The organism is Herbaspirillum sp. GW821-FHT09A12, from assembly GCF_059418325.1.
This window is the reverse complement of record NZ_JBWKPR010000002.1, coordinates 272,360-286,597: the sequence shown is the minus strand read 5'-3', so window position 1 is coordinate 286,597 and position 14,238 is coordinate 272,360. Positions and strand designations below refer to the sequence as shown.

At 60.2% G+C, this 14,238-nt stretch carries 10 protein-coding genes and 2 tRNA genes; 1 reads left to right on the top strand and 11 read right to left on the bottom strand.

Annotated features, from left to right (window positions below; genetic code table 11):
* Positions 1 to 36 precede the first annotated feature (36 nt).
* Entirely contained in the window at positions 37 to 918 is an 882-nt protein-coding gene (locus AC07N6_RS06420) for an ABC transporter ATP-binding protein (RefSeq protein WP_494779481.1), read from the bottom strand.
* Between the two features lie 79 nt (positions 919 to 997).
* Complete coding sequence (locus AC07N6_RS06415) at positions 998 to 2,959, bottom strand: AMP-dependent synthetase/ligase (RefSeq protein ID WP_494779480.1); 1,962 nt, start codon at positions 2,957 to 2,959, stop codon at positions 998 to 1,000.
* A 258-nt stretch (positions 2,960 to 3,217) separates the two neighbouring features.
* On the opposite strand from AC07N6_RS06415, the gene AC07N6_RS06410 reads away from it, so the two are divergent.
* On the top strand, positions 3,218 to 3,874 hold the full coding sequence (locus AC07N6_RS06410; protein ID WP_494779479.1) for a Crp/Fnr family transcriptional regulator: 657 nt from the start codon (positions 3,218 to 3,220) through the stop codon (positions 3,872 to 3,874).
* A 331-nt stretch (positions 3,875 to 4,205) separates the two neighbouring features.
* Here the strand turns inward: AC07N6_RS06410 and AC07N6_RS06405 are convergent, their stop codons facing one another.
* The 9 genes from AC07N6_RS06405 to clpX form a co-directional block, all read right to left on the bottom strand.
* Positions 4,206 to 4,688 carry a response regulator gene (locus tag AC07N6_RS06405; protein ID WP_494779478.1) on the bottom strand — a complete coding sequence of 161 codons (483 nt, stop codon included), beginning with the start codon at positions 4,686 to 4,688 and terminating at the stop codon, positions 4,206 to 4,208.
* Between the two features lie 290 nt (positions 4,689 to 4,978).
* The gene (locus AC07N6_RS06400; protein WP_494779477.1) at positions 4,979 to 5,629 is read right to left on the bottom strand and encodes a response regulator; all 651 of its coding nucleotides are present in this window, start codon (positions 5,627 to 5,629) and stop codon (positions 4,979 to 4,981) included.
* Positions 5,630 to 5,631: 2 nt separating this feature from the next.
* Positions 5,632 to 7,095, bottom strand: a complete 1,464-nt coding sequence (locus AC07N6_RS06395) for a hybrid sensor histidine kinase/response regulator (protein WP_494779476.1) — start codon at positions 7,093 to 7,095, stop codon at positions 5,632 to 5,634.
* Between the two features lie 105 nt (positions 7,096 to 7,200).
* Positions 7,201 to 8,985, bottom strand: coding sequence for a sensor histidine kinase (locus AC07N6_RS06390; protein ID WP_494779475.1), 1,785 nt, complete (start codon positions 8,983 to 8,985; stop codon positions 7,201 to 7,203).
* A gap of 290 nt (positions 8,986 to 9,275) precedes the next feature.
* A tRNA-Asp gene (locus tag AC07N6_RS06385) sits at positions 9,276 to 9,352 on the bottom strand.
* Positions 9,353 to 9,379: 27 nt separating this feature from the next.
* Positions 9,380 to 9,455, bottom strand: a tRNA-Val gene (locus AC07N6_RS06380).
* 45 nt (positions 9,456 to 9,500) lie between these two features.
* Positions 9,501 to 9,773, bottom strand: a complete 273-nt coding sequence (locus AC07N6_RS06375; protein WP_494779474.1) for an HU family DNA-binding protein — start codon at positions 9,771 to 9,773, stop codon at positions 9,501 to 9,503.
* Positions 9,774 to 10,052: 279 nt separating this feature from the next.
* A complete protein-coding gene (lon, locus tag AC07N6_RS06370) occupies positions 10,053 to 12,461 on the bottom strand; it encodes an endopeptidase La (protein WP_494779473.1) in 2,409 nt (802 codons plus the stop codon).
* A gap of 298 nt (positions 12,462 to 12,759) precedes the next feature.
* Positions 12,760 to 14,025 carry an ATP-dependent Clp protease ATP-binding subunit ClpX gene (clpX, locus tag AC07N6_RS06365; protein WP_494779472.1) on the bottom strand — a complete coding sequence of 422 codons (1,266 nt, stop codon included), beginning with the start codon at positions 14,023 to 14,025 and terminating at the stop codon, positions 12,760 to 12,762.
* Between the last annotated feature and the right edge of the window lie 213 nt (positions 14,026 to 14,238).

Sequence of the window (14,238 nt, the reverse complement as noted above, 5' to 3'; positions counted from 1 at the left end):
TCTCCCGCTCGCCTTCTGTTGTTATCTCCGGCGCGCTCAATGCGAGGTGCCGAGATAGGCCTTGATCACTTCCGGATTGTTCATCACCTCGTCGGGCGTGCCGTCGCCGATCTTCTTGCCGTAGTCCAGCACCACCACGCGGTCGGAGATATCCATCACCACCCCCATGTCGTGCTCGATCAGCACGATGGTGGTGCCGAACTGGTCGTTGACGTCGAGGATGAAGCGACACATGTCCTGCTTCTCTTCCACGTTCATGCCGGCCATCGGTTCGTCCAGCAGCAGCATGCCGGGCTCGGCCGCCAGCGCGCGCGCCAGCTCCACACGCTTTTGCAGGCCGTAGGGCAAGCGTCCCACCGGCGTCTTGCGGATATGCTGGATCTCGAGGAAGTCGATCACCTCCTCCACCTTGCGCCGGTGTTCGATTTCCTCGTTGCGGGCGGCGCCCCACCACAGCGCGTTCGACAGCAGGCCGGAGCGCATCTTGGTGTTGCGTCCGGTCATGATGTTGTCGAGCACGGTCATGCCCTTGAACAGCGCGATGTTCTGGAAGGTGCGCGCGATGCCCTGGCGCGCGATCGTGCTCGGACGCATGCCGCGCCGCTGCTGGCCGCGGTAGACGATGTTGCCCTTTTGTGGATGGTAGACGCCGTTGATGACGTTGATCATCGAACTCTTGCCGGCGCCATTGGGGCCGATGATGGCGCGGATCTCGTGCTCGCGCACATTGAAGGAGATGTCGGTCAGCGCCTTGACGCCGCCGAAGGACAGCGAAATATTCTGCAAGTCGAGGATCACGCCGCCGATCTGGCGGCCGTTGGCGGCCGTGCCTTCGGCCGGCGCATCCGGAGTCAATACGGGCGGCAGCCCGGATGGGAGGATTTCTGCAGTCATGTGTCGTTTCATGATCGTATTCATCGATAGGTCAGGATACGCTTGGGTTCGGCCGGACCGACCGGCCCGGTTCGTGTGGCTGCATGATGCGTCGGCGCGCCGTTCAGGCCGCGCGTCCCAGCACCGCGAAGGTTTTCGCTTCGGCGATCTTCAGGTCGGCTGCGATCATGCCCTGCCGGCCGTCCTCGAACTTCACCTGCGTCTCGATGTATTGCGACGCACGGCCGTCATACAACGCCTCGATCAGCACCCCATACTTGTCGGCGATGAAGCCGCGCCGCACCTTGCGGGTGCGGGTCAATTCCTCATCGTCGGGGTCGAGCTCCTTGTGCAGGATCAGGAAGCGGTGCACCTGCGAGTCGGCCAGCAACGGATCGGCGACGAGATCGGCGTTGACCTTTTCCACGCATTCGCGCACCAGCTCGTAGACGGCGGGATTGGCTGCCAGGTCGGTATAGCCGCTGTACGGCAGGTTGCGCCGCTCGGCCCAGTTGCCCACCGCATCCATGTCGATGTTGATGAAGGCCATGCACTTGTCGCGTTCGTTGCCGAAGGTGACGGCCTCCTTGATGAAGGGGAAGAACTTGAGCTTGTTCTCGATGTACTTGGGCGCGAACATGCTGCCGCTTGCCATCTTGCCGACATCCTTGGCGCGGTCGATGATCTTGAGGTGGCCGTCGCTGTCGAAGAAACCGGCATCGCCGGTATGGAAATAACCTTCGGCATCGATGGCTTCGGCGGTGGCGTCGGGGCGCTTGAAATATTCCTTCATCAGGCCGGGCGAGCGCACCAGCACTTCGCCGTTGTCGGCGATGCGCACCTCCACGCCTTTCATCGGCCGGCCCACGCTGTCGAGCTTGACGTCGCCCGAGGGCTGCATGCAGATGGTGACGCAAGTCTCGGTCATGCCGTAGAGCTGCTTCAGGTTGATGCCCAGCGAGCGGTAGAAGTCGAACAGGTCGGGGCCGATGGCTTCGCCGCCGGTATAGGCCACACGTAATCTCGACATGCCCAGCACATTCTTCAGCGGGCCATACACCAGCAGGTCACCCAGCGCATACTGCAGGCGGTCGGCCAGCGAGACGCCGGGCTTCTTGTCGAGGATGCGCATGCCGACGCGGCGCGCCACGCGCATGAAACCGTGGAACATCGTGCGCTTGATCCAGCCGGCGTCCTCGATGCGGATCATCACCTGGGTCAGGATGTTTTCATAGACGCGCGGCGGCGCGAAGTAATAGGTCGGGCCGATCTCGCGCAGGTCGCTCATCACGGTATTGGGCGACTCCGGACAATTCAGGCAGAAGCCCGCCACATGCTGCTGGGCGAACGAGTACAGGAAGTCGCCGACCCAGGCCAGCGGCAGGTAGCAGAGGATGTCATCGTCTTGGTCGAGGCGGTCGAACTCCACCAGCGTGCGCGCGGTGGCGATCATCGCGCGGTGCGAATGGCAAACGCCCTTGGGCTTGCCGGTGGTGCCGGAGGTATAGAGGATGATGGCGACGTCGTCGGGCTTGCCGGCCTTGACCTGCTCCATGAAAAAATCGGGATGCACGCGCTCGTAGGCGCGCCCCAGTTCCTGGACGCGGACAAACGACAGCAGTTCCGGCTGATGGTAGTTGCGCATGCCGCGCTCGTCGTCGTAGATGACATGCGCGATGCGCGGCAGGTTTTCCTTGATCTCGAAGACCTTGTCGACCTGCTCCTGGTCTTCGGCCATGACGAAGTCGACATTGGCGTCGGCCAGCACATAGGCCATGTCGGCGGCCGGCGCATCCTGGTACAGCGGTACCGGCATGCCGCCCAGCACCTGCGCGGCGGACATCGCCCAATACAGGCGCGGGCAATTGTTGCCGATGATCGCCAGGCTCATGCCGCGCCTGAACCCCAGCGCCGCCAGCCCGCAGGCGAAGGCGCGCACTTCGTCGGCCACCTGCTGCCAGCTCGTGGCTTGCCAGATGCCCAGATCCTTCTCGCGGAAGGCCGGTCGCTGCGGCCGTGCCTGCGCATGCGCAAGCAGCAGCTGCGGAAACGTTGGCGTTTCCGTCTCTTGTTTCGTCTCCACCATCTTCCCACCTTCTTTTTGTAGGCTCGGAGGATATTGCCAGGATGCTGGAAATATCCGGTGTCGGATCAGTCTGTGCCGCCTTGCTTACGTCGGTCTTACTGCGTCCGCCGTCAAGTCTTGCGTGCCAGCCGTCCTGTATTTAGATGCTCTTTTTTTGGATGATAGTAGAGTCAGTTGTTGCCAGCGGATGTCATCTCACCGACAATTGTCAAACTTTCGATATTGCGACGCATCATGATGGAGACACCGATCAGAACCATGCTGGCAAAAAGCATCTGGGCGCAAGCACTGACTGAAGCTCAGTTGGCCCGGGTGGAGTCCGAGGTATCGAGCCGCAAGATTGCCGCCGGCGGCTATGTCTGCCGCAAGGGCGATGCGGTGACGCATTGGATCGGCGTGCATGAAGGCTTGCTGAAAATGAGCAGCGTCTCGCCGGAAGGCAAGACCGTCTCGTTCGCCGGCATGGCCAACGGCGGCTGGCTGGGCGAAGGCTCCCTGCTCAAGGACGAACCGCGCAAGTATGACGTGGTGGCGCTGCGCGAAAGCGAGTTGCTCTACATGCCCAAAGCCACCTACATCTGGCTGCTGGACAACAGCATCCCCTTCAACCGCTTCCTGGTGACGCAGTTGAATGAGCGCCTGGCGCTGTTCATCTCGCTGGTGGAATACGACCGCATGCTGGAACCGGATGCGCGCGTAGCGCGCTGCCTGGCGGCGCTGTTCAATCCCTACCTGAATCCCGGCATCGGCCTGAACCTGCAAATTTCCCAGGAGGAAGTCGGCAACCTCTCCGGCACCTCGCGCCAGCGCGCCAACCAGGCGTTGCAGGTGCTGGAAAAGGCCGGTTTGCTGAAAGTGGATTACGGCAGCATCACCATCAACGACCTGGATGGCTTGCGCCAATTCCCTGGATAAATGCATCGTATAAATGCATCGTGGATGCGCACCGTCAATGCGCATTGGAGGATCGATGTAAAAAGCTGCCCGCAGGCAGTAATGCCGTTCAGTTAAGGCTAATTCTGAACCACGCATCACAGAGCCCGTTCGGGCTGAGTAGGCCCGCCAGGGCCGTATCGAAGCCAGCGCGTCATCGTGCCAGCCTTAACGGTCTTGCCTGCCCTTCGATACGCTGCTGCGCAGCTACTCAGGGCGAACGGAGTCTGGACTCCACAAACCTCCACAAACACAAATGCCGTTCAGCGCTTAACTGAACGGCATTAGCCCCGCAGGCAGCTTTTTTATCGGCTTACCGAGCGGAGGAAGGCGAACGTCCCGGCGGCGACCCTTCGTTCCCGCGCGCGGGACGGTTGCGGTTAAGCCAGTAAGTGCCGGTATCGGCCACCGTTCCCATGAACTCCTTCGGATCGGCAGACTTCACCACATAGCCGTTGGCGCCCAGGTGGTAGCTCTGGTCGATATCGCGCGGGTCTTCCGAGGACGAGAACATCACGACCGGGATGTGCGCGGTGGCGGCATTGGACTTAATGATCTTCAGGAAATCATGCCCGCTCATCAGCGGCAGGTTGAGATCCAGCAGGATCAGGGAGGGGTGCGTTTCCTTGCGCCCGGCATGTCCGCCCTGCGCAAAAAAGAAATCCTGCGCCAGTTCGGCATCGGCGAACCAGGTCATTTTTTCGGCCAGCTTGCGGGTGCCCAGGGCAAGGCGCGTCAACTCTGCCACTTCCTGGCTGTCGTCGACGAGGATGATGTCATATTGCCCGATATCCATAAGGGTCGCTTCCTTCAATAAGTTTCAAGCTGGAACTATTGTTATTAATCTGACCACCTTCCGGCCATCCCATGCACTGCCCTGCGCCCTCATCGGTGCGGCTCCCTCCGCAACGCCATCGTGTCCACTTCGTTCGCACCATTGGCAATCCGCCTGAAAGCCAGTACAGACGCCGGTTCCGACGCCAACTCAAGCTTTCCCTCTGCAGATTATTGCATAGGCGATTTCAAAAGAAATCAGGGTTTTCCTGATCTCCATTGATCCTGCCCGATGGCGCTGCCATCGATCGATTATTTGTCGGACGTCGCGATGCCGGTGCGGATCGCATATCGGACCAGCCCCGGAACGTCGCGGATATCCAGCCGCTCCATCAGTTGCGCGCGATGCGTCTCGATGGTCTTGGCGCTGACGTTGAGCTGGTAGGCGATTTCCTTGGTGTTGTTGCCCTCGGCGATCAGCTGCAGGATCTCGCGCTGCCGCGGCGTCAATACCTCCGCCGGCGCGCCGTTCTGCGACACGCGCTTCATGTAGTTGTCCAGCGCCTCGCGCGAAATGTGCGAGTCCAGGTATTGCCGGCCGTGCCTGAGTTCGAGCAGCGCCTTTTCCAGTTCGGTGGCGGCGGAGTCCTTGAACAGGTAGCCGTTGGCGCCGGCATTCAATGCCTGCATCACATATTCCTCGCTGCCGTACATCGAGAGCATCAAGAACCGCGTGGCCGGGTAATCGCCGCGCAAGCGGCGCAGCGCCTCCAGGCCGTTCATCCCTTTCATGGCGATGTCCAGCACCACCAGGTCGGGCTTCAGGCGGGAGATCATCTCGATCGCCTCGCTGCCATCGGCGGCTTCCCCCACCACCTCCACGCCCGGCATGGCCGCCAGCAACGCCTTGATGCCGCTGCGCACCAGCGCATGGTCGTCGGCAAGTACGATTCGTGTCTGCATGTTCAGATCCTCCTCACGACAGGCGCGACCGGCAAATGCATGACGATTTCCGTCCCTTCGCCTGGCGCCGATGAAATATCCATGGAACCGCCGACCAGCACCGCGCGTTCCTCCATATTGAGCAACCCGAAGCTGCTGCCGGAAATGGCATTGCTGCGCGCCGTCTCGGTGTCGAAGCCCTGGCCGTCGTCGCGTATGCACACGTAAAGCTGATCCTGCTGGCGGTCGACCTTGACCCGGATATTCTGGCATTTGGCATGGCGCAGGATGTTGGTGACGGCTTCCTGGACGATGCGAAAAGCGGTGTTTTCAATGTCATGGTGCAGCCCGCCATCGTGGCCGCTGCTTTCGAACCAGCCGTTGACGCCGGCCAGCCTGGATTTCTGTTCGACATAGGAACGCAAGGCCGCGATCAGGCCCAGGTTGTCCAACTGCGGCGGGCGCAGGTCCAGCGACAGGCTGCGCACCTGCGCCAGCACCGCGGTGACGATGTCGATGCCGTTTTGCAGCGACGATCCTTCCAGCGAGCCATTCTTCTTGATGGTTTCCAGCGTGATCTTCAAGGCCGTGAGCGACTGGCCGACGTCATCGTGCAAGCCGCGCGCCAGATGCTGGCGTTCGCGCTCCTGCACTTCGATCACGCGGGAGGACAGCAATTGCTGGCGCTGGATGGCCAGCTCCAGCTCGCGCCGGGACTGCTCGCGCTCGGTGACGTCGATCGCCAGCCCGGCCACCATGTCGCCCTTGCCTTCGCCGTGGATCGGAAAACGCACCACATCCAGGATGCGGGCATTGTGGTTGTGGTCGAACACGGTTTCCTGCGTATGCAATTCGCATCGGTCTTGCAACACTTTGCGGTCGTTCTCTTGCGACGCTTGCGCCGCACCGCTCGACATCAGGTCAACATCGGTCAAGCCATCCATGTCGCCGGGCGTCATGCCGAAGAAGGCCGATTGCGCCGGGTTGACATAGCTGTAGCGCAACTGCGCATCCTTGATCCAGGTCGGCATCGGCGCCGCATTCATAAAGGCGTTGAAACGCGCCTGCATCTCTCGCAGCGCCTGGGCGCTGGCGCGTTGCTTGCGCCGCGCCTGGGCATCGCGCAACTCGCGCTCCACCGCATGCGGCAAGCGCGCGATGGCGCTCTTCAAAAAATAATCCTGGGCGCCGGCCTTCATCACCTCGACCGCGGTCTGCTCGCCGATGACGCCGGAGACGATGATGAACGGCGTCTGCTCGTTGTCGTGCTTGACGATCTTCAGGGCCTCCACGCCGCTGAAGGTCGGCATCGAATAGTCGGAGATGACGATATCCCAGCGCGCATCGCGCAGCGCCGCCAGCAGCGCCGGCTCATCGTCCACCCGCAGCCAGGCCGGCTCGAAGCCCGCGCGTTTGAGCTCGCGCACCATCAGCACGGCATCTTCTTCCATGTCCTCGACCAACAAAACGCGAAGCGGAATGCTCATGGCGCCGGGCTCTCAAAAATGGATGACGATAAAAAACACAGGGCAATAAAAATTACAGGGCGATATCCAGCGGGCTTGTCGCTTGCCACCCTGGCGCCTGGCGCTTCATGGCTGCTCGCCCATGCTGGGCAGCAGGCCCTTTTTCGGCAGGGAGAAGTAGAAGCTGGCACCATCTTTGGGCGTGCTTTCGGCCCAGACACGGCCGGCATGGCGCACCACGATGCGTTGCACCAGCGCCAGCCCGATGCCGGTGCCGGCGTAATCTTCCTGGCGGTGCAAACGCTGGAACGTGCCGAAGAGTTTGTGGGCGTAACGCATGTCGAATCCTACGCCATTGTCGTGCACGCCATAGACAATCTCGTCCTCGCCCTCCTCGGCCGTCACGCGCACCAAAGGCTGTTCGTTTTTGCCGCTGAACTTGATCGCATTGCTCAACAGGTTCTCCCAGACCTGGGCGATCAGCCCGCGATTGGCCACCACGCTGTCCATGGCGGCCACGTCGAAGGTCACGCGCGGACTTTCCTGCCGCAGCTCGGCGACCGTTTGCATCACCAGCTCTTCCATGGAAAAACGTTCCGGCGCCAAGTCGCCGGTGGTCGACTTGGCCAGCTTCAACAGGTCGTTGATCAGCTCGTCCATCTTCTTGACGTTGCGGCGGATCACCTGCAATTGCTCGCGGCCCTTGTCTTCCAGCACCGCGGCGTAATCCTCCTCGAGAATCATCGCGTAGCCGGAAATGGCGCGCAGCGGCGCGCGCAGGTCGTGCGATACCGAATACGAGAAACTCTCCAGCTCCCTGTTCACGTTATGCAGATGCAAGGCCTGGCGCTTGAGGTCGGCGTTCAGCGCCTCGATCTCGTCCTCGGCGCGCTTGCGCTCCGAGATGTCGTATATCACGGTACGGCTGACCAGGTGGCCGGTTTCCGGATTCAATATCGCGGTAGCGTTGAGCAATGCCGTGAATACCGAACCGTCCGCGCGCTGGTACTGCACATCCTGGCTGATGAGTTCCCGCTTGAGCAGCAGTTGCGGCAACAGCTCCCGGATATACCGTTCGGCGCTTTCCGGCGCCAGCAGCTCCGCATGGGTCATCTTGCCCACCACCTGATCGCGCGTGTAGCCCAGCCACTTCAGTTCGGTGTCGTTGATCTTGATGATTTTCTTGTCAGTCTCATCGACCGCGTGATAACCGCAGGGCGCATTGTTATACAAGTCCTCGATCTCGTTGGTGTAAGCCTGGGTCTTCTGCTGGGCATCTGCGCGCTTGGCCATCTCAAACCGGAGTTTGCGGTACACCGCCACCAGCAAAACGATGCTGAGAAGACTGCCGCCGAGCACCGCCAGAATCGTGATCCTGGCGCTGGCGGCGCTCTCTTGCGAGCGCGTGGCCAGCAATGCATTTTCCGCCCCCTTCATGTCCAGGAAATTGGCGCGGATCTCATCGCTCAAGACCTTGCCTTCCAGCAGTTGCGCCTGCGCCGTCTTCGGCGCCTGCTCCAGCAACTTGCGCGCCAATATCAGGCGCTGCGTCACCAGGTCTTCCGTGGCCGATAGTTTCCGCAATTGGACCGGATTGTCGTACATGAGCTGGCGCAGCTCATGCATCAGGGAATTGAGCCGGCGCACGCCGGCTTCGAAATTGCCCCGGTATTCATCATTGCCGGACAAAGCATAACCGCGCGCGCTGCTGACGGTGTCACGCAACGTCGAGTGCGTTTCTTCCAGTACGTTGAGCACCGTGTGGGTGCGCTGCACCCAGATCGCGCGCTCTTCGAAATCCCGCACCGAGTGATACGAAAAACCGGCCACGCAAACCGATAGCAGCAATGCCAGAAAGAAGAAGATGGCCGTGCTGGCCGTGGCTAGTCTGGTTTGATTGAAGGCGGGCATCTTTTTCGGTATGCAGAAAACTCCAACAGTTCCGATCCACATCGACGTTTGGATTCGATTCGTATTGCCCTGCTTCGGAAACGCTCCACGCCTGCGCACATCCGTCAGTTGCTTGAAACGGGCGCCTGAGGCATCTCCGTACTTTCCTGATTTTATGTTGATTTATTCTATAACAGCCCTCTGACGCGTTACCAGACGGCACGCCTTCACAATAGCGGAAATGCATGTCTTCATGGCGGATTGTGACGGTAAAACGAAAAAAGGGCCTGCTTTCGCAGACCCTTTTTAACTGGCGGAGCGGACGGGGCTCGAACCCGCGACCCCCGGCGTGACAGGCCGGTATTCTAACCAACTGAACTACCGCTCCTAAACCTGTTTAACTGCTCGATGCCGATGGTGGGTGCTGAGAGGCTCGAACTCCCGACCTAAGCCTTGTAAGGGCTCCGCTCTACCAACTGAGCTAAGCACCCCGATACCTTAACAGTTTGCCGCTTTGTCACCAGCGGCGAAGTCCGTTATTTTATAGCATCTTTGAGTGCCTTGCCAGCTTTAAATTTGGGCACTTTCGCTGCCTTGATCTTGATCGCTGCGCCGGTCTGCGGGTTGCGGCCGGTACGCGCTGCACGCTTGCCGACAGCGAAGGTGCCGAAGCCAACCAGGGTCACGCTGCCGTTCTTCTTCAGCGTGGTCTTCACCGCGCCGATGAAGGCATCCACTGCGCGGCCGGCAGCGGCCTTGGAGAGGTCTGCGGCACCGGCAATATGTTCAATCAGTTCGCCTTTATTCACTTACGCCCCTTGTACAAATAAGTTTGATTATTAGTGACAGCGCTGCGACTCAACGACAGAGTCCTTTCACCGTCGCTTGCCTTGCGGAAAAATTCCGCAGCGGCTATTAAACAAGCCGCAAATCCATGTGTCAAGCGGGTTTCCGGCTTTTGCGGCAATTTTCAGGCTGGCAAAACCTTTTTCCTGAAGGAAATTAAATCGGAAGCGGCTTCCAAAAGAGAAAACGCCTCCGAAGAGGCGTTTTCAACTTGCGTGCTACTGGTCCGCGGCAGTGCTTTATCAGTGCTTGACCACCGGATCGACAGCGCCGTCCTTGGGCGCGACCGCCGATTCGACGATTGCCTCGTCTTCCGGCAGCGCAACCGGCTGACGCTCCAGCGCGATTTCCAGAACCTTGTCGATCCAGCGCACCGGGACGATCTCGAGCTTGTTCTTGACGTTGTCCGGAATCTCGGCGAGATCCTTCACGTTCTGCTCTGGGATCAATACGGTCTTGATCCCTCCGCGATGCGCCGCCAGCAGCTTTTCCTTCAGGCCGCCGATCGGCAACACTTCGCCGCGCAAGGTGATTTCGCCCGTCATCGCCACATCGGCGCGCACCGGGATGCCGCTGAAAATCGACACCAGCGCGGTCGTCATGGCGATACCCGCGGACGGGCCGTCCTTCGGCGTCGCGCCTTCGGGCACGTGAATGTGGATATCGCTCTTCTCGAACACTTCGTTCTTGATGCCCAGCTTGCGGGCACGGCTGCGCACGACGGTGCGGGCCGCTTCGATCGATTCCTTCATCACGTCGCCCAGCGTGCCGGTGCGGATGATCTGCCCCTTGCCGGGCATGTTGACCGCCTCGATCGTCAGCAGGTCGCCGCCCACTTCGGTCCATGCCAGCCCGACCACCTGGCCGATCTGGTTTTCCTTTTCGGCGATGCCGAAATCGAAGCGGCGCACGCCCAGGAACTTGTCCAGGTTGCGCGAAGTCACGGTGACCTTCTTCTCCTGCTTTTTCAGCAGCAGCATCTTCACCACCTTGCGGCAGATCTTGGACACTTCGCGTTCCAGCGAGCGCACGCCGGCTTCGCGGGTGTAGTAGCGGATGATGTCGCGCAGCGCCGATTCGGCGACGCTGATCTCGCCTTCCTTCAAGCCGTTGTTCTTGATCTGCTTGGGCAGCAGGTAACGCTGCGCAATGCTGGTCTTCTCGTCCTCGGTGTAGCCCGACAGGCGGATGACTTCCATCCGGTCCAGCAGCGCCGGCGGGATGTTGAAGGAGTTCGAGGTGGCCACGAACATCACGTCCGACAGGTCGAAGTCCACTTCGATGTAGTGGTCCGAGAAGGTGTGGTTCTGTTCCGGATCCAGCACTTCGAGCAGGGCCGACGACGGGTCGCCGCGGAAATCCATGCCCAGCTTGTCGATTTCGTCGAGCAGGAACAGCGGGTTGCGCACGCCGACCTTGGACAGGCTTTGCAGGATCTTGCCCGGCATGGAGCCGATATAGGTACGGCGGTGGCCGCGGATCTCGGCTTCGTCGCGCACGCCGCCCAGCGCCATGCGCACGAACTTGCGGTTGGTGGCGCGGGCAATCGACTGCCCCAGCGAGGTCTTGCCAACGCCCGGAGGACCGACGAAGCACAGGATCGGCGCCTTCAGCTTGTCCACGCGCTGCTGCACGGCGAGATATTCGAGGATGCGTTCCTTGACCTTGTCCAGGCCGTAGTGGTCGCCTTCCAGCACCTTCTCGGCGTTGGTGAGGTCGTTGTTGACCTTGGACTTCTTCTTCCAGGGCAAGCCCACCAGCGTATCGATATAGTTGCGCACCACGGTCGCCTCGGCCGACATCGGCGACATCAGCTTGAGCTTCTTGAGTTCGCCCTGGGCCTTTTCCAGCGCTTCCTTGGGCATCTTGGCCGCAAGGATCTTCTTTTCCAGCTCTTCCAGATCCGCGCCGTCCTCGCCTTCGCCCAGTTCCTTCTGGATGGCCTTGACCTGTTCGTTCAGGTAGTACTCGCGCTGCGACTTTTCCATCTGGCGCTTGACGCGGCCGCGGATGCGCTTTTCCACCTGCAGGATGTCGAGTTCGCCTTCCAGCTGGCCGAGCAGGTGCTCGTAGCGCTTGGCGACGTTGAAGATTTCCAGAATGACCTGCTTCTGCTCCAGCTTGAGCGGCAGATGCGCGGCAATGGTGTCGGCCAGGCGGCCGGCATCGTCGATACCGGCCAGCGAGGTCAGGATCTCGGGCGGGATCTTCTTGTTCAGTTTCACGTACTGGTCGAACTGCTGCACGATGGTGCGGCGCATGGCTTCGACTTCGGCCTCGTCGCCCTGCTCGGACTCGACCGGAGTCAGGTCGGCCACGAAATGCGTCTCGAGTTCGCTGATGTGGTGGATGCGCGCGCGCTGCGCGCCTTCGACCAGCACCTTGACCGTGCCATCAGGCAACTTCAGCATCTGCAGGATATTGGCGACGCAACCGATTTCATAAATGTCATCGGCGGAAGGCTCATCCTTGGCGGCGGCCTTCTGGGCCGCGAGCATGATGCTCTTGCCTTGCTCCATGGCCGCTTCCAGCGCTTTGATCGACTTGGGACGACCAACGAAGAGCGGAATCACCATGTGCGGGAACACAACCACATCCCGTAACGGCAACAGCGGCAATTGCGATTGTTCTGTAAGTATTGGAGTCGTCATGGCGGGCCTTATCAATGAATACTGTGAATGATGTTGGCACGAGTGACCAAAACACAAGTCCGGCTGAGCTAAAAAATCAGTGCAGAAAGACCGATGTCATGATCGCAACAAAATAAAAAAGCCACACACGAAGTCGCCCTCGGGTGGCTTTGCGATGGAAGCCAGAGTGAATTGCGCCGGTTTATTTTACCGCGTTTGGCGGATACCGGACTTGTGCGGCCTGTTACTGCATGGAGCGCCGCACTATGCCGCGACGCTCCCTTGCTGCTGTACCCGTTCCCGGGAATCCCGCGTCCCCTCAGGCGCCGGAAACCTTGGGTTGGTCATGGTAGATCATCAACGGCTTGGCGCCGTTGGTGATGGTGTTTTCATCGACCACCACCTTGGCCACATTCTGCTGGCCGGGCAACTCATACATCACGTCCAGCAAGGCATGCTCAAGAATGGAGCGCAAACCGCGCGCGCCGGTCTTGCGCGCCAGCGCCTTCTTGGCGATCGCATTCATGGCGGCGGGACGGATTTCCAGTTCGGCGCCTTCCATCTGCAGCAGCTTGGCATATTGCTTGACCAGGGCATTCTTCGGCTCGACCAGGATCTCGATCAGGGCGGCCTCGTCCAGCTCGTTCAAGGTCGCAATCACCGGCAGGCGGCCCACCAGTTCCGGAATCAGGCCGAACTTCACCAGGTCTTCCGGCTCGGCGTTGAGCAGCACTTCGGAGGCGGTCTTCTCGGACTGGCTCTTGACGCTGGCCGAGAAGCCGATGCCGCTCTTTTCCGACCGGTCGGAAATGATCTTGGCCAGGCCATCGAAGGCGCCGCCGCAGATGAACATGATGTTGGTCGTGTCGATCTGGACGAAATCCTGGTTCGGATGCTTGCGGCCGCCCTGCGGCGGCACCGATGCCATGGTGCCTTCGATCAGCTTGAGCAGCGCCTGCTGCACGCCCTCGCCCGACACGTCGCGGGTAATCGACGGGTTGTCCGACTTGCGCGAGATCTTGTCGATTTCATCGATGTAGACGATGCCCCGCTGCGCCTTCTCGACTTCGTAATTGCAGTTCTGGAGCAGCTTCTGGATGATGTTCTCGACGTCCTCGCCCACATAACCGGCTTCGGTCAGCGTGGTGGCGTCGGCGATCACGAAGGGCACGTTGAGCATGCGCGCCAGCGTCTGCGCCAGCAGCGTCTTGCCGGAGCCGGTAGGGCCGACCAGCAGGATGTTGCTCTTGGCCAGCTCGATATCGTCCTTCTTGCCCAGGTGCTTCAAGCGCTTGTAGTGGTTGTACACCGCCACCGACAGGATGCGCTTGGCGGTCGACTGGCCGATCACATATTGATCCAGCAGGTCGCAGATTTCCTGCGGGGTCGGCAAATCCGACTTGGCGCCTGGAACAGACTCCACGCTGGCGGCTTCATCCCGGATGATGTCGTTGCACAAATCGATGCATTCGTCACAGATGAATACCGAAGGGCCGGCGATCAGCTTTTTGACTTCGTGCTGGCTTTTGCCGCAGAAAGAGCAATAAAGCAACTTTTCGCCGCTAGAAGATTTTTTCTCAGACATAGAGCTAAAGGAGATAATTTACGGCCTGATCATACCTGCGAAATGCGGATTCGTCACGGCTTGGTCATTTTCGACCATTCAGCCCAATCCCCAATCCACCACATGACATTTATATGTCATCTCCGCCTCGATTTATCAAGGAAACAGAGCTGAAAAAGCCGTTCTTTGCGACATTCATAAAAAAATGCCCAGACGGCAATTCGTCCGGGCATT